The organism is Luteolibacter luteus (assembly GCF_012913485.1).
GTDB classification, from domain to species: Bacteria; Verrucomicrobiota; Verrucomicrobiia; order Verrucomicrobiales; family Akkermansiaceae; genus Haloferula; species Haloferula lutea.
Map to the genome: position 1 here is coordinate 4,758,090 of NZ_CP051774.1, position 17,946 is coordinate 4,776,035.

Genomic DNA, 17,946 nt, shown 5'->3' on the forward strand with positions numbered 1-17,946 from the left:
ACCATGATCGCACGTCACGTCATCGCACTGCTCTCCCTCAGTCTGCCCCTCCATGCCGTCGAAGGTTGGTGGAACAAGGAATGGACCCAGCGCCAGAAACTCACGCTGAATACGGGCGCGGATGCCGCGAAGCTCTCCGGGCCGCTCGAAAATGCCGCTGTCCTCGTGCGTCTGCACGATGGGAATTTCCAATTCGCGAGCGCGGCGGCGGACGGTAGCGACCTCCGCTTCGTGACCGATGACGGCACGCTGCTGCCGCATGAGGTCGAAAAATACGACTCGATCGTCAACGAGGCCTTCGTGTGGCTGAAGGTGCCCTCGCTGGCAGCGGGAACGACCACGGTGAACCTTTACTACGGTTCCGCGAATCCCGCCGCGGTGGCCCCGGCAAAGACGACAGATGTCTATGATGCTGCCTTGGTCTGGCACTTGGCCGATCGAGGTGCCGCCCCTGCGGACTCCAGTGCGAACGGTAACAATGGTAGCGTAGCTCTTGCTTCCTCCGAAGGTGCAATCATCGGCGGCGGCGCCCGCCTGCTCGGTGCCGCGCCGGTAACGGTGGCGGCTTCGCCTTCGCTCGATTTCAGCAAGGGATTTACGTGGTCGGCTTGGCTGAAGCCATCCTCATTGAAGGCGGGAGTTGAAATCTTCCGGCGCGGGGATTTCCGTATCCTCCTGGATCAAGGGGTCCCGCTTGTGGCGCTGGGCAACCAGCGGAGCGTTCCGGGCAAGGCGGTGACGGCAGAGAGTTGGACGCATCTGGCGGTGACCGCAGCGGATGGGAAGATCTCGCTCTTCGTGAATGGTGAGCCGGTGAGCGAGCTAGCGGCTGGCCTGCCGACGCTGGATGGCGAGCTGACCATCGGCGGCGCGGAGGAGGGCTCGCGCTTTGTGGGAGAGATCGATGAACTGGAGATTTCGCAGGGAGCACGCTCCGCGGATTGGGTGAAGTTTGCCGCGATCAGCCAAGGTGGTTCCGATGCCGGATTGAGGACGGCCACCCTGGCGGCTGCTGAAAGTAGCGAGGGCGGCGGGGGGCACAGCGAGGCGTTGGAGCACGTGATGCTCTTCGGCGATATCGCGAAGAACATGATGTTCGATGGCTGGATCGCGATCGGGGTCTGCGTGATCATGATCGTGGTCGGATGGACGGTGGCGATCCAGAAGTTCAACTACCTGAATGCGGTCCAGAAGGGCACGCGAGCCTTTCTTCAGCAGTGGAAGCGGCTTTCCTCCGATCTCACCGCGCTGGATCATGCGGACGAGTCGAGTGTGAAGAGCTTGGGCGGCACCTTGGATCCCCGCACACAGGCACTGGTGAAGAAGTCGCCGCTCTATCAGATCTATCACCTGGGATCGGAAGAGATCCGCCATCGTCTGGAGCGTGACAAGAACCGCACGCAGGGCCTTTCCGGGCGCTCGATCCAGGCGATCCGCGCGGCTCTGGATGGCGGGATGGTCCATGAGACGCATCGTCTGACCAAGGGCCTGGTCTTTCTCACGATCAGCATTGCGGGTGGTCCCTACGTCGGCCTGTTGGGCACGGTGGTGGGGGTGATGATCACCTTCGCGATCATTGCGAAGAGCGGGGAGGTGGACGTGAATTCCATCGCTCCGGGTATCGCCTCGGCGCTGCTGGCGACGGTGGCGGGGCTGGTGGTCGCGATCCCCGCGCTCTTCATCTACAGCTACCTGAATAGCCGAATCAAAGAGACGACCAGCGGGATGCAGGTCTTCATCGATGAGTTCGTGGCCAAGATGGCCGAGTTTTATCCGCCGGCCGGGGAAGTGTCTCCCTACGCGCCGAACAACGACAAAGCCGCCTGATCATGGCTTCCGCCGACGACAAGTCCTACGACGATATCAACGTCACGCCGATGGTGGATCTCTACCTGGTGCTGCTGTTGATCTTCATCATCATGACCACTGCGGGAGTGCAGGGCATGAAAGTGGATCTGCCACGTGCCAGCACGTCTGCAACCACGGATCTGGGTGCGTCAAAGCTGCAAGCAATCACGATCAATACCGAGGGCAAAATCGCGCTCAATACGATCCCGGTGAGCATCACCGAACTCGAGGCCAAGCTCAGCGCGCTGAAGTCGTCCACGAAGGATCTGCCGGTGGTGGTGCGGGGTGATCGCAAGAGCCAATACCAAGGAATCATGGACGTGCTCGAGGTGCTCGGGCGCGTGGGCATCGACAACATCGGTCTCGCGACTGAAGCCTCAAACTGAAGCGGATATGGATGCTGGAGACGACAAGTCCTACGACGATATCAACGTCACGCCCATGGTGGATCTCTACCTGGTGTTGCTGCTGATCTTCATCATCATGACCACTGCCGCGGTGCAGGGGATGAAGGTGGAACTTCCCCGCGCCAGCAAGAATCCGGCGCCGGCGAATCCGAATGCTCCGAAGGTGCAGGCAATCACGATCGACGATGCCGGAAAGATCCAGCTCAACCGCGAGCCGATCACCTTGCCCGAGCTTGAACGCCGCCTGGCAGCGGCAAAGGCCGCGACGCCGGATCTGCCTGCCGTGGTGCGGGGTAATCGCACGACGCAATACCAGGTGATCATGGATGTGCTCGATATCCTGGGACGTCTGAAGATTACCAAGATCGGCCTGGCTACCCAACCCGCGAAATAGAAATGAGTGCGGAGGATTTTGAGAACGAAGGTCGGGTGAGGCGCCGTGTCATCGGTGCCGTGGTGGCGCTTGGTATCGTCGGCTTGGTCACCGCCTTTGTCCTGACGAAGCCGTCCGCCCCCGCGCCGAAGAAGGCGAAGCCGGTGGAGATCGTCCAAGTGGAGGTGCCGCCGCCGCCTCCCCCACCGCCGCCGCCACCACCGGAACCCGAACCCCAGCAACAGCCGGAGGAAAAGGAAGAGATGATCGAGCAGGAGCCGGTAGCGCAGGATGAGCCGGAAGAACCGGGACCTGAAGAACCGCCTGCCGACCTTGGCACTGGCCTGACTGGCGATGGTCCGAACAGCTTCGGGCTTTCCGGTCGGGGCGATGGCGGGGGGAGCGGGGGCAATGGTAGCGGACGCCGGGGCGGGGGACGCTTCGATCGCTATGCCGTGCTTCTTCAGAACACCCTGGCCGCAGAGCTGCGACGTAATCCGAAGACCCGGAGTGCTTCCTACAACGTCAAGGTGAGCATCCGCATCGATGCGGACGGACGTATCACCTCGCTCAAGCCGAGTTCCTCGACCGGCGATCCTTCGGTCGATTCGGCACTCCGCAATGATTTTATCGGCATCCGTTTCTCCGAGCCGCCTCCGGCCGACATGCCGATGCCGATCCACACGCGCCTGACCGGGCGCAAACGCTGACCTTTTTCCCTGAATTGCCATGCCCGCAAAGCACGCCCACCATCCCATTCTAAAAACGGTCGCCGCCACCCTCGCGGGAGCCGCGATCTCTTCTGCCGAGGAGGCCGCTCAGGAGTTGCCGCCGGTGCCGGTTCCTACCCCTCAGGAGCAATACAACGAGGTCTTCGATCCCAACCTGGGGGCGCCCGAGCTTCCTCCGGCCCCCGCGCCTGCCGCACAGCCGACGGTTCCTCTTCCATCGCAGAACATGGCGGTGAATCTGGTGGCGCTGCTGGTGAAGAAGGGGCAGCTGACGCAGGAAGAGGGACTGGCTTTGATCGAGCAGGCCGAATCCGAGGCGAAGACCGCGCAGGCTCACGCCCAAGCGACGGCTGCGGTCCCGCCACCGCCGAAGACCGAAGGTGAGGTGAGCGTGAATTATGTTCCGCAGACTGTCCGCAACAGCATCCGCGATGAGATCAAGCAGGAGCTGATGGCCGATGCCCGCGAGAATAACCGGGACGGCTCTGGGAAGGTTGAGGAGGAGAAGAAGTATCGTGTCTTTGGCGATATCCGCGGTCGCTACGAAGGAATCTTCTTCGGCGATGGGAATGACAATACGGGTGCCTTCCCGAACTTCAATGCAATCAATACCGGTGCGCCCTTTGATACCACCGGCACCCTTTTCTCGCCTCAGTATAACGTGGATCAGGATCGCGATCGTGCCCGCCTGCGGGTGCGTGCGGGAATCGATCTGATGCTGGGTGAGGGTTTCACCGCAGGTCTGCGCGTGGCTACCGGGGATAGCAATTCACCGGTATCGCCGAACCAATCGCTGGGTGGATCCGGAGGCAACTTCTCGAAGTATCAGATCTGGCTGGATCGTGCCTTCATCGGCTACGATGTGCTGAAGGAAGAGGATCAGGAGTTGTCCTTCCTGGTGGGACGCTTTGAGAACCCCTTCTTTAACAGCGAGGTGATGTGGGATGATGACCTTGGCTTCGACGGTCTCGCCGCACGCGGCCGCTTTGCGGTGAATGACAAGGTTACGGCATTTGGCGCGGCTGGTCTTTTCCCGGTCTACAATACGGACCTGAACTTTGCCTCGAACCAGCCCGCCAAGTTCGAGAGCCAAGACAAGTGGCTCTACGGCGCACAGGCCGGCATCGAGTGGAAGATCAACGATGATCTGAAGGCGAAGTTTGGGGCCGCGTGGTATGACTTCAAGAACATCGAGGGGGAACTCTCGACTCCCTTCGTGCCGCTTGGGCCGAATGATGCGGGCAATACCGATGCGACCCGCCCTTCCTTCGCCCAGCGTGGCAATACCTACATGGCGCTGCGCAACATCATTCCGACCGCGGCGAACGGATTTGGCACGACGAACCAGTGGCAATACTACGGTCTGGCGACGCCTTTCCAGGTGCTGACTTTGACCGGTCGCCTCGACTACGAGGCTTATGACCCGATCCGCTTCGCGCTGACGGGTGAGTATCTGAAGAATACGGCATTCGATGCGAACGAGATCGCGGGGAAGGCCGTCAACAATCGCATTGGCTCCGGTACGGGCACCTTCGATGGTGGCGATACCGCGTGGTATCTGGCCTTCCTTTTCGGACGGACTGCGATGGACCAGCGCGGGGACTGGATCGGGGGTATCGGCTACCGCTACGTCGAGTCCGATGCCGTGGTGGACGGCTTCACCGATTCCGACTTTGGCGGTGGGGGTACAAACCTCCAAGGCTTCACGCTCGGGGGTGCGGTGGCGCTCTCTCCGAACGTTCGTGTGGGCTTGAAGTGGATGAGCTCCGACGAGGTCTCCGGTCCGCCGCTCAGCACCGACACACTGCAATTCGACATCAACGCCAAGTTCTGATCATGAAAGCCCTCTTTCTCACCGCATTGTTGCTGCCGCTGGCGGCATCCGCCCAGGATGATGGCGAAGCGGCCCGTCTCCGGGACGCGCTGAAAAACCTCACGCTGCAGCTCCGCAGCGCGCAGGGCGAAACGGCCACTGCTCAAGCCGCTGCGATCGCTGCCGAGCAGAAAGCGAAGACGCTGGAAGCGAAGGTGGCCGATTTGGAGAAGCGCAATGCTGCGCTGGCCAAGGAGTCGAACGACGACAAGGCCGTTTCCGAGAAGACCATTGCTTCGTTGAACAACCGTCTGGCGGAGCGAGAGAAGCGCCTTGTCGATTACATTGCCGCGCTCGACAAGTGGAAGGCTGCCTATCTGACGGCCGCAGACGCCGCGAAGAAGAATGAAGCAAAGGGCGAACAGCTCTCCGGGGAAGTGACCGTGCTCAAACGGACGGTCGCCGATCGGGAACGCAAGAACATCGCGCTCTTCAATGTCTCGAACGAGATCCTCGATCGCTACGAAGGCTTCGCCCTTGGGAAGTCACTCGCGGCGAAGGAACCTTTCATTGGGAACGCCCGCGTGAGGGTTGAGAACGAGGTGCAGGGCTATCGCGACAAGATCATCGACAACCGTCTCAGCGCTCCTGGCGCCACCACCAAACCTTGAATAAATTTATGAAACTCCATCTTTTTGCATTCATTGCTGCGGCTGCCGCCGTCCATGCCGATCCCGCCACCCTCGGCAAGATCGGTGAACTCGAAGTGAAGACCGATGAGATCCGCGAGGCCATCGCGGGGCTGGAAGCCGGTCAGGACGCTGCTCTTTCCAAAGATCCCGCCGCGCTTGGACAGTATGTGCGGGCACTATTAATCCAGCGTCTTGTTCTTCAACAGGCTCTGGAAAAGAAGTGGGACCAGGAACCTGATGTCGTCGCCAAGCTGGTGCGTGCCCGCGAAGCCGCCTTGACGGAGAGCTACCTCGAATCGGTTGCAAAGGTTCCCGCGGATTTTCCGACACAGGCCGATCTCCAAGCCGCCTACGATGCCGCCAAGACATCGTTGCTGGTGCCGAAATCGTATCGTCTTGCGCAGGTTTTCGTTGCCGCGCCGAAGGATGCGGACAAGGCCACGACGGACAAGGCGAAGGTGAAGCTGGATGCCTTGGCGAAGAAGCTGAAGGAGAAGAATGCCGACTTCGCCGCGATTGCCACTGCGGAAAGCGATGAGGTGGCTAGCAAGTCCCGCGGCGGGGAGATCGGCTGGGTGGCGGAGGCCCAGATCCAGCCGGAGATTCGCGAGCGTCTGCCGAAGCTGGCCGTCGGAGCGATTTCGGATCCGGTCAAGCTGGATGACGGATGGCATATCCTGAAAGTGCTGGATGCTAAGGAAGCCCATACGCCGCCGCTCGATCAGGTGCGCGATCAGATCGTCGTGCAACTGCGTGCCGAGCGAGCCCGCCTGAACCGGCAGGAATACCTTGCCCAGCTGCTGAAGGATCATCCGCTCGCGATCAACGAAATCGAGCTCGCGAAGCTCCTAGGGAAGTAAGCCCCCTCCAGACCATCCGATTTCCGCCACTTGCCATGATCACCGACCTGACGCTCCGTAGTTCCCTGCTCAATACCGCTTTCCGCATGACGCTGGGGATGTCGGTCCTCATGTCGCATGCATCGGCGGACATCCTGCGTGGCGGTGGTGGTAAGGCGGGAGCAGCACCGCCGGCTGCGAACTCCACTCCTGCAGGCGGAAACACGCCTGCGGCGACCAATCAGGCCCGCACCAATACGACGGACACCCTGGCCCGGACGACCCAAGCGCTGGCGGCGGTGCGGGCGATGCAGCTTGCGGCCCGTAACAATGCAATCAACGGGCCGAACAATTTGGGAAATCATCCTGTTACCGGTAGTCCGCTGCCGAATGTGCCGGATGGTCTGGGTAGTGGTGGCTTGAAGGTGGATGTCGATCCGCTTACCGGGAACCCGACCTGGTGGCAGGGTGCGGAGCTTCCCACCCAGACGTCCAACGGGACCAAGGTGGAGGTGACGGTGAAGCAGACCGCCCAACAAGCCTTGCTGAATTGGGAGAGCTTCAACATCGGGAAGAACACCACGCTGAACTTCGACCAGTCTGCAGCCGGCTCGAACGTGCGACAGTGGATCGCTTTCAACAAGGTCACCAATAGCGATAATCCGACGCAGATCCTCGGGAACATCAAGGCTCAGGGGCAGGTCTATATCATCAACAACAACGGTATCATCTTCGGCGGCTCCAGCCAGGTGAATACCGGTGCACTGACGGTATCGGCGATGCCAATCAATGATGATCTGGTTACCAACGGGTTGCTCAACAATCCGAACCAGGTCTTCCTTTTCGACGGTCTCGGAAAAGGCCGAATTGGCGATGTCACCGTGCAAGCGGGGGCGCAGATCTCCACGCCGGTGAGCGCGGATGGCAATGGCGGACGGATCTTTCTGACGGGAGCGAATGTCACGAATAACGGAACGTTGAGCTCCGCCTCGGGACAGGTGATCCTTGCCGCGGGCCTACAGGTGGGTGTTGTCGCGCACAACAACTCGGATCCTTCCCTGCGCGGTCTTGATGTGTTTGTAGGGGCCGTTGTCGATCCTGCTTCGTCGCTCTCGCCCTATGCGGGCACGGTGACTAATAGCGGCCTGATCGAGATCCAGCGTGCGAGCGCGCTACTGACTGGCAAGACGATCCAGCAGAATGGAGTGATCGATAGCACGACCTCGGTCTCGCTCAATGGCCGCGTCGACTTGCTGGCGAACTACGATGCCGTGGGCAATCCCGGCTATGTGGCTTCGAACCCCAATACCGGTTCGGCCTTTGTCTGGCGCTCCACCGGGAATGTCACCCTGGGTGAGAACAGCGTGATCCAGATTTTGCCGGAGACCGGAAGTGCAGCCACCGCGGTGGGTACGAAGCTGGCACTGCGGTCCCAGATCAATATCCAGGGCAAGAATATTCACCATGCAGAGGGCTCCATTCTTCTCGCTCCGAATGCGATTGCCTCGATCAATGCAGGCACGTGGGCTTTCGTCGATTCTCCGAATCTCCCGACTTCCACCTTCTACTCCACCGGTGGTCAGGTGTTCCTCGACAAGGGATCGGTGATCAATCTGGCAGGGACCACGAATGCGCTTGCCTCGGTTCTGCAAAATATCATCGAGCTACAGCTGCGGGGCTCGGAGCTCTCGGTGGCACCGGTGCAACGCGATGGCGAGCTGCGGGGCGAGACCATCGTGGTCGATCTCGGGAAGACCGGAACCTATGAGGGTCGGGAGTGGGTTGGTACGCCGTTGGCTGATTTGATCGGCTACCTCGGGCTGGTGCAGCGGGATGTCGCCCAGCTCACAACCGCCGGTGGTACGCTCTCGATTTCCGCCGGCGATGCCGCGGTGGTTCGCGAGGGCTCCTTGATCGATGTCTCCGGTGGCTGGACAAATTTCCAAGGAGGAGTGGTTGCGACGACGCGGGTGGTTAGCAATGGCCAGATCGTCGATATTTCGCAGGCAACTCCCGACCAGGTTTATTCCGGGATCTACACGGGGAATTCCTCGGTGGTTCATTCGAAGTGGGGTGTCGTGGAGAGCTTCAACCGTGCGCTTGCTCCAGCCGGCACGCGCTATCAGGAAGGCTATACGCAAGGCGCGGATGCTGGATCTGTCACGATCACCGCGCCTGCGATTGTGCTGGATGGCACGTTGCGCGGGAACACGGTGGCGGGTGGCAATCAGATCCGGAATGAACCCGGATCGAGCAATCTGCCGGAAGCCGCCAAGTTGGCGCTGCACTTCCGCGGTCGTGAGAATGTCTCACCGAACTACTTCGTCACCTATCCAGATGCGCTCGATATCGTTTTCCAAGAAGGAGTCGAGCAGGAGGATGTGGGGGACTTCGTCCTCGATGAGAATGGCGACGCTGCCGCGATTCCAACGGATCGGAAAAACAACGTCTATCTTTCGCCGGACCTCCTCACCGATAGCGGTTTCGGCCATCTGGAGGTAACCAATGAGGATGGCCGGATCACCGTTGCCGAGGGGCAGAATCTCACGACTTCGCCCGGAGGCTCGATCAGCCTGACGGCTTCGAACATCGACATCCGAGGCAATGTCACCGCTGCGGGGGGCTCGCTTTCCTTTACCGCGCTGAACATCTCGCCCTATGACGCAGCGGTCGCACTTTCGCAGCCTATCCCCGAAGTGCCGGCGTATCGCTCGGGGAGGGGCGTCTTCACGCTCGCGGAGGGTGCCACCTTGAGCACCGCGGGTCTTGTGACGGATGACCGCAACGCCTCGTCCTATGATACCCCGGCGATCCCGGACGGGGGCAGCATCAGCATCCAAGCTTACACTGCGGATTTGAGAGAGGGTAGCCTGGTGGACGTCTCCGGAGGCTATGCCATGAATTCGGATGGCAAGGGCCGCTATGGCAATGCGGGTGCAATCTCCGTCCTTGCTGGCAAGGATCCCAGGGTTAGCTCGATCTTGGGCGGCACGCTTTCGCTCGATGGCACTTTGCGCGGAATATCCGGCGCGAAGGGCGGCACCCTAACGCTGCAAGCCGGTGCGATCCAAGTGGGAGGGTCTGCCGGGCAGTCCGGGGTCTTTCACATCGATCCGGCATTCTTCGACCAAGGCGGCTTCACCAAATTCAATCTCCAAGGTCTCGGTGGTCCGGGCCTTACCGCGGTGTCAGTAGCTCCGGGGACGATCATCGAGCCAATCGCGAAGCGCTTGGCCGTGGTGGCAAATTCTCCCGGCGGCGGGCTTCTGCTGGGTGAATACGAGGCTGTACACGGCCGAGCGCCGGACGTATCCGAGCGTCAAGCCGTGAGCCTCAGCTTCTCCTCGGACGGCGTGCGGGATGCTGCGACCGGCCTCTTGCTTCACCGGGGTGATGTGGTGATCGGCGAGGGCTCCGTGATCCGCACCGATCCAGGGGCAACGGTCGAAGTGAAGGGAAACACCGCCACAGTGCTAGGCTCCATTTATGCCGCGGCGGGAACTATCCGGGTTTCGGGCAGCACGAATACCAATGCGATCTTCGGCGATCCGAACCAGGCTCTGGCCACAACCTACCTCGGATCTAACAGCGTGCTCTCCGCCACTGGATCGGTAGTGCTGAAGCCAGATGCCTATGGTCGCCGCATCGGCAGCGTGCTGGGTGGTGGCAGCATTTCCGTTTCGGGGAATATTGTAGCTGCGGCTGGCGCGGCGTTGGATGTCTCCGGCACGAGCGGGACGCTCGATGTCGATCCTTCGTCCGTCGTTTCCAATCCGGTTGCAAAGATTCCCGGTACCGGCCTGACGAACAAACCGCGCGTGAACCAGACGGTGCCGGTACAGGTGGATAGCAATGCGGGATCAATCTCGTTGGCAGGCGGTCAATTCCTGTTCTCCGACGCGACTCTGCGGGGCAACGCCGGAGGTGCCTCGGCCGAGGGGGGAACCCTGTCGGTCTCGTCCGGCCGCTTCTATGGCGTGGCGGAGACTCCTTCGCCCTCCGATATCACGCTTTCCCTCACGCAGTCCGGACCGGTGCTGGCAAACCCGGTATCGGGGAATCCCATTGGTCAAGCGATCACGGGGTCGCTGGGTTCAGGACATGGCTTCTTGGCGGCCGACTCGTTTCAAAGCGGAGGTTTCGATTCGCTGAGCTTGAGCGGCGTGCTGGAGACCCGTGGGGCCGTGACCATCGATGCCCGCGGTCAGGTCAGCCTGGCGAACCAGGGGATACTCTTCAACGAATCGAATTTCACGATTCATGCCGGCGCTGTTTCGCTCGGCATGGCCTTCCGACCGCCGACCTTGCCCGGTGAGGAAACCAGCCCGATCGTCTACAACGGGCAGCCCTTCATCATTCCGGCGACGTATGGCAGTGGCACGCTCGATATCAATGCGAGCCACATCGATGTCGGCAGCCTGAGCTTGCAAGGTACCGGTGCCGCAAATTTGGTGGCGGAGAATGGGGATGTGCGTGGCAATGGCACTTTCATCATGGCTGGGGATCTCAAGGTACGTGCCGGGCAGATCTATCCGACCACGGCGAGCGAGTTCAATCTGATCGCCTACGATTATCAGAACGGCTCGGGTTCGCAAAAGGGCTCGATCACCATCGAGTCCTCCGGTTCGCGTTCGCTACCCTATTCCGCAGGGGGGAAGCTGGGGATCTACGCTTCCACCATTCATCAGGGCGGCGTACTGCGAGCGCCCTTCGGAACGATCACACTCGGCTGGGATGGAAGCGGAACGGCCCCTCGGGATTGGCTCACTGGCACGACGAAGCCGTTCCCGGTCACTACGGATCTCACGCTGGCATCGGGTAGTATCACCTCGGTCTCTGCGGTGGATCCCAAAACGGGCAAGGCGCTGGTGCTGCCCTATGGCTATAGCCCGGATGGCACGGTGTGGATCGATCCGCGCGGTGTGGACATCACGGCCGGGGGCTTGCCGGAGAAAGCGATCACACTCTCCGGCGGGAATCTGGTGCAGGAGGCGGGCTCGACCATTGATCTCCGAGGTGGTGGAGACCTGTATGCCGACCGTTGGGTATCCGGCCTGGGCGGCCCCGTGGATATCCTGACGAATCCCAACAGCTACGCGATCGTCCCGGCCTATGGTGCGGACTATGCACCCTATGCTCCTTACAATGGTTCGACCTCTGCTTCGAATCTGATTCAGGGTGCCTCCGGCTACACCAATGGGAGCCTCTCGGTTGGCGACAAGGTCTACCTCGAAGGAAGCAAGACACTGGCGGCCGGATATTACACGCTGCTGCCCGCGCGCTATGCGCTGCTGCCCGGGGCAGTATTGGTGACTGCTTCGCAAGCCGGAGGCCTTGGATCCCTGGAGCTTCCCGGCGGTGCCAGCGTGGTGAATGGCTACCGCTATAACTCCCTGGATGGAGATCGCTCCGCGCCGCAGGTGAGCACACGATTCGAAGTGGCTTCCTCCAAGGTCGTGCGCCAGCGCGCGCAGTACTTCGACTTCCTCGCGAACACCTTCATCAAGCAGAGCGCCGCAACCTTGAATGCTCCGGTGCCGGTGCTTCCAACCGATTCCGGTTACCTACGCTTTCAAGCCACGCAATCGATGGAACTCGCGGGTGCAGTTGCCTCGAAGTCGATCAGCGGGGGCAGGGGAGCCGCCATCGATATCAGCACGCAGCTCGATACCCTGATTTCTCATGGCGGCAGCAGCGGTAGTGCGGGCGCGATCACGCTGGATGCCACTGCTCTGAATGCCTTCGGTGCTGAGAGCCTGCTGATCGGCGGGACGCGTAGCCGCAATAGCGACGGCAGCTCCACGGTCACCGTGAGCAGTGGCAAGATCACCGTGGACAACGATGGCGCGCCCTTGGCCGCGGATGACCTGATCCTCGTCGCGAAGAACGAACTGGTCCTGGCGCCTGGTGCCGAGCTCGCGTCCACGGGCACGACGAAGTCGAATGCCGATACCTTGAAGGTGGTCGGTGACGGTGCATTGGTCCGCGTTTCGGGAAATCCTGCCGCGTCCGTCTTGCGCAGCGGGAATACCTCTTCGGTGACGCCGCTTCTGACGGTGGGAGCCGGTGCGAGCATCCGCGGAGGGTCGATCATTCTCGACTCCACTTCCAGATTGTCTCTCGATTCCACTGCCACGCTGGCCGCGAATGCCTATACGTTCGGAGCCGGTCGGGTCAGTGTGATGCTGAATCCGAATGCAGCGGTGCCATCAACTGGTAGCTTGGTGCTGGATAATAGTTTCTTGGGCACCCTCAGTGCTTCCTCCTCGCTGGGCCTGCTCAGCTATTCTTCGATCGATCTTCACGGTGCAGGGAGCTTCGGCTCCAGTTCGCTGGCGAATCTCACTCTTAGCGCGGGTGAGATCCGCGGTGTCGATCAGGGAGGCGGCACGGCGCGTCTGGTGGCAAAGGATGTGCTGCTGCAGAATCCGAACGGGTCGGTCTCCACAAGCCCTGGTGCCAGCTCCGGCACGCTTGAGATTTCGGCTGAAACGATCAGGCTTGGCAGCAACCAGATTGCCCTTAACCAATACGCGGACGTGCGTCTTGCGGCGAGCCGCGGAATCATTGGCGAAGGAAAGGGAGGACTCAGCACGCAATCCGCGCTGACCCTCGACGCACCGCGCCTGACGGGGGCTGCGGGTGCAGTGCGAACCATCACCGCGGGTGGTGATCTTGTGCTTGCTTCGACCAGTGGTTCGTCCAGCGGCCTGGCCAGTGGCGGTCCGGGATCCACGCTGACGCTGACTGGATCCTCTGTCTCTGCCGGCGGCGAGATCCTTCTGGAGAGCGGCAATCTCACGCTGCATGCAACGACCGGAGATGTGCTGGTGAACGGCAAGCTCGATGTTTCGGGCAATCGGCGGATCTTCGGGGATACCGCACGCTACTACTCCGCGGGCAGCATCAAGCTCGGTGCCGATGCGGGAGACGTCGTGGTGGCGGAGTCCGCGACCTTGGATCTTTCCGCTCATGCGGGCGGAGGAAATGCCGGCTCGCTTTCAATTTCGAATCCCGTTGGAGGCTTCGTGCTCGATGGCACCCTGCTGGCCAAGGGGGGGCAGGGAGGAAGCAACGGCAATTTCTCGCTGGATACCTCGGGGTTGCTTTCGCTCGAAAGTCTCGCGTCCAAACTGAGTGCGGCATCCTTCACGAATCGCCAGGAATTCCGCATCCGGGGTGGCAATGTGACCCTCGACGGAACCTCGGTGGCCCGGGATTTCCTGCTCTCTGCAGACCAGGGCAAGATCACGGTCAGCGGCACCGTGGATGCTTCCGGGGCTACCGGGGGCAGCATCCGTCTGGTCGCGAATGGCGATCTCGTCCTCGAGAAGGATGCGGTGCTTGATGCCTCCGCTACTAACTTCAGCAGCGCGGGCAAGGGCGGCGCGATCACCTTGGAAGCTGGTGCTTCACGCGATGGCGTGGCGGGCATTGGCGAGATGAAGTTGAAAGAGGGATCCACGATTGATCTCTCGGTGGCGGCGGAGGATGCCGGAAGCGCGGCGCTCGGGAAGTTCGGTGGCAAGCTCCACCTTCGCCTGCCGCAGCTAGACGGGGAGATCAATATGGGAGCGATCGACTCCACGATCACCGGTGCCTCCTCGATCTTGGTGGAAGGTTACAAGATCTACGATCTGACCGGGACTGCGGGCACGATCACCACGGCGACCCAGAACCAGATCAAGGCGGATGGCGAAGCATTCCTCGGCGCGGCAGGCAGCGCGAGCGACGCTTATGCCACGATCACGGACCGCTTGCTGGCACATAACGAGGGGCTTGGTTCAATCCTTGTGCTCGCACCGGGTGCCGAGGTGATCAACCGCACGGGAAATCTCACTCTGGGATCCACGACTTCCACCAGCACCTCTGACTGGAATCTTGCAGGCTATCGCTTCGGTACGAAGAGCGCCGCGGGTGTGCTCACCCTCCGTGCTTCCGGGAATCTCACGCTCTACAACACGATCAGCGATGGCTTCGAGCTCGCGACCTACAACTCGCTGCTGCTTCCCGGGAATACTTTGCTGCCAACCAATACACGGAGCTATTCATATCGACTGGTATCGGGTGCGGACTTCAGCTCGACGGACTTCGGGAAGACCCAATCCGTGGAGGCTTTGGCTGCGAATGCCGGCTCGCTCATCCTTGGAAAGAACAACACCAATAACTTCTCAAACAGCAACGGCTCGACCACTAACAATCCGGGCACCAGCGCCACGACGGCAGCAGCGTTGGCGAACCGCTATCAGGTGATCCGCACCGGCACCGGGGATATCGATATCCACGCGGGCCGTAGCGTGCAGCTTCAGAACCATTTCGCGACGATCTACACCGCGGGGACGGTGGTGGCGGATCTGACGATGGGTGGCACCTTTGACCTGCCCAAGCTGGATCAGAGCCAAGGGACGGTCACGCTGGGCGCGAACCAGCAGCCGCAGCCCTATGCCCCGCAATACAGCATGGCGGGGGGCGATGTCTCGATCTTTGCAGGACTGGATATCGAGCACATCTCGCGCACGAACCAGAATGTGGTCATCGCCGATTCCCAGCGCCAGCTTCCGAACAACTGGCTCTATCGCCGCGGCTACGTGGAAGCGGACGGGACCTTCGGCAATTCGCAAGGCGGAGACGAAGCCTCGACGACCTGGTGGGTGGACTTCAGCAATTTCTTCCAAGGCATCGGTGCGCTTGGCGGAGGTGATGTGACGCTGGTGGCGGGGAACAACGTCAACAATGTGGATGCGGTGATCCCTACCAATGCCCGCATGCCGAAGGGCAGGCCCGATGCTTCCAAGATGGTGGAGCTGGGTGGCGGAGATCTGATCGTCCGTGCCGGAAACAACATCGACGCTGGCGTTTACTACGTGGAGCGGGGTCGCGGCAGCCTGCAAGCGGGCGGCAGCATCGTGACGAACTCCACACGTTCACCCTCCATCCCGCAGCTCGGTGGGACTGCCAATACCTTCGACTCGAGCACTTGGCTGCCCACTACCTTGTTCCTCGGCAAGGGGAGCTTCGACGTGACTTCGCTGGGCGATCTGCTGCTCGGGCCGGTGGCAAATCCTTTCCTGCTGCCTCCCGGGATCAACAATACCTTCTGGCAGAAGTCCTACTTCAGCACCTACGACAAGGATAGTAGCGTCAGTGTTGCCTCCGTGGGAGGCAGTGTAACGCTTCGTCAAGGGGCTACCTTGCCGGCGTCCGGTGCGGGAAGCATCTCGCCGATCCTTTGGGCATGGATCGACCGCCAGCAGGTGCTTCGCTCGAATCCAGCATCGGCTTCCTATTATCAGCCTTGGCTGCGCCTCGCAGAAACGTCAGTGGATTCCTTCCGGACAGTTGTTTCGCTGCTGCCGCCGACGCTCGATGTCACTTCCTTCGGCAGCAACATCAACCTGGTGGGTAATCTCACCCTGGCACCATCCGCCACGGGAAATCTCGAGCTGCTTGCAGGAGGTGCGATCAACGGCCTGCAGCGGAATGGACGGGTAACCTTCAATGGCACGAGCGGCTCCTGGGGTAGCTCCCGCATCAACGTCTCCGATGCGGATCCGAATGCGATTCCGGGCATTGCCTCGCCTTTCGGCTATACCTCGTTGGTTGGCTACGATCCGAACCAAGCGCGCTCGACCCGGGGGAATTTCCTGGAGTCCGTAAACCGGCTTTTCCGTGAAACCGGAGCGACCGAGGGGTCTCAGGCGATCCTACAGGTGAAGCAGGCGCTGCATGCCGCGGGCCTGTTGCATCGCGATGATGACGAGCCGGTGCGTCTCTATGCCGGAAGCGGCGATATTTCCGGTCTGACGCTCTTCTCGCCGAAGGCGGCGTTGATCTACGCGGCCCGGGACATCACGGACGTGGCCTTCTATCTCCAGAACCTGAGCTCCAGCGATACCAGCGTGGTCGCCGCAGGCCGGGATATCATTCCTTCGAATGCGAACTCGCTGCTGCGCCTGCTCGCCGGTGCCAGCGGGAATGTGGTGAACAACGACAGTCCGGCGAATGCGGGCGATATCCAGATCTCGGGCCCGGGCACTCTCCAAGTGCTGGCCGGTCGCAACCTGGATCTGGGTGCGGGAGCTGAACTGGCAGATGGCACGGGAGCTGGCATCAGCAGCATCGGCAATGCGAGAAACCCCGCGCTTCCGGGCAATGGTGCAAACCTGATTGTCGGCGCGGGAATCACTGATGCGACTTCCTTGGCGAATAGCTCGCTCGATTTCTCCTCCTTCATTGCGGAGTACGTGAACAGTCCACAAGGAGAGGCTTACCTCAAGGAGCTGGCTCCCGGTGTCGACTTCGCTTCGCTGGCTGATGAGGAGCAGGCTCGCCTGGCACTGGGTGTGTTCTATCTGATCCTGCGCGATGCCGGCCGCAACTACGCGATGAATGGCAACTACGATACCGCGCTGGAAGCAATCAAGGTGCTCTTCGGCGAGAATCCGGTGCCGGGAGATATTCTCACGCGTGGCCGGAGCATCCGCACGACACGGGGGGGCGCGATCAACTTGCTGACGCCAGGCGGTGGCCTGACGCTTGCGAATACCGCGATTGGCAATCCGCTTTCACCTCCAGGGATCATCACGGAGAGCGGGGGTGACATCTTCACCTTTGCCAAGAATGACGTGAACATCGGCATCGGCCGTATCTTCACTCTGCGGGGTGGAAACCAGGTGATCTGGTCCACGGAAGGGGACATCGCTGCCGGTTCGTCGTCGAAGACCGTGACCTCTGCGCCGCCGACTCGAGTGCTGATCGATCCACAGAGTGCTTCGGTGCAGACCGACCTCGCAGGACTTGCGACCGGGGGTGGCATTGGTGCCTTGGCGACGGTAGCTGGCGTGCCGCTTGGTGACGTGGATCTTGTTGCACCGGAAGGCACGGTGGATGCGGGTGATGCCGGCATCCGGGTATCCGGAAATCTCAATATCTCGGCGAACCAAGTGGTGAATGCGGGGAATATTTCGGTGGGCGGTTCCAGCAGTGGAACTCCTTCCGCACCCTCGGCACCGAGCGTGGCTACCGTCACCAACGCGGCAACAGCTGCCGCTGCCACCTCCGAAACAGCGGCTGCGCCCGCTCCCGAAGCTAAGGCAGAGGCAACAGAGACCGTCATCGAGGAGCCGGAATCCGAGATCTCCGTAGAGGTCTTAGGCTACGGAGGTTCCGACGACGAAGAGGAGGAAGAAGAGACTCCCTAAGATCGATTTTCCGGCACCAGGCCGCGGGTCGGGAAGATGCGG

At 61.1% G+C, this 17,946-nt stretch carries 8 protein-coding genes; all 8 read left to right on the forward strand.

Annotation, left to right across the window (positions count from 1 at the left end):
- Positions 1-3 precede the first annotated feature (3 nt).
- The 8 genes from HHL09_RS19645 to HHL09_RS19680 are packed head-to-tail and all read left to right on the forward strand — an operon-like array spanning position 4 to position 17,904.
- Complete coding sequence (locus HHL09_RS19645; RefSeq protein WP_169456330.1) at positions 4-1,827, forward strand: DUF2341 domain-containing protein; 1,824 nt, start codon at positions 4-6, stop codon at positions 1,825-1,827.
- A complete protein-coding gene (locus HHL09_RS19650; RefSeq protein WP_169457811.1) occupies positions 1,827-2,234 on the forward strand; it encodes an ExbD/TolR family protein in 408 nt (135 codons plus the stop codon). Before HHL09_RS19645 ends, HHL09_RS19650 begins: the two co-directional genes overlap by 1 nt.
- Positions 2,235-2,241: 7 nt before the next feature.
- Complete coding sequence (locus HHL09_RS19655) at positions 2,242-2,649, forward strand: ExbD/TolR family protein (protein ID WP_169456331.1); 408 nt, start codon at positions 2,242-2,244, stop codon at positions 2,647-2,649.
- A 35-nt stretch (positions 2,650-2,684) separates the two neighbouring features.
- Positions 2,685-3,338, forward strand: a complete 654-nt coding sequence (locus HHL09_RS19660) for a TonB C-terminal domain-containing protein (protein ID WP_169456332.1) — start codon at positions 2,685-2,687, stop codon at positions 3,336-3,338.
- Between the two features lie 19 nt (positions 3,339-3,357).
- Complete coding sequence (locus HHL09_RS19665; RefSeq protein WP_169456333.1) at positions 3,358-5,193, forward strand: putative porin; 1,836 nt, start codon at positions 3,358-3,360, stop codon at positions 5,191-5,193.
- 2 nt (positions 5,194-5,195) lie between these two features.
- Entirely contained in the window at positions 5,196-5,843 is a 648-nt protein-coding gene (locus HHL09_RS19670) for a phage major capsid protein (protein ID WP_169456334.1), read from the forward strand.
- Positions 5,844-5,851: 8 nt separating this feature from the next.
- Complete coding sequence (locus tag HHL09_RS19675) at positions 5,852-6,724, forward strand: peptidylprolyl isomerase (protein ID WP_169456335.1); 873 nt, start codon at positions 5,852-5,854, stop codon at positions 6,722-6,724.
- A 35-nt stretch (positions 6,725-6,759) separates the two neighbouring features.
- A complete protein-coding gene (locus tag HHL09_RS19680; RefSeq protein WP_169456336.1) occupies positions 6,760-17,904 on the forward strand; it encodes a filamentous hemagglutinin family protein in 11,145 nt (3,714 codons plus the stop codon).
- Positions 17,905-17,946 lie beyond the last annotated feature (42 nt).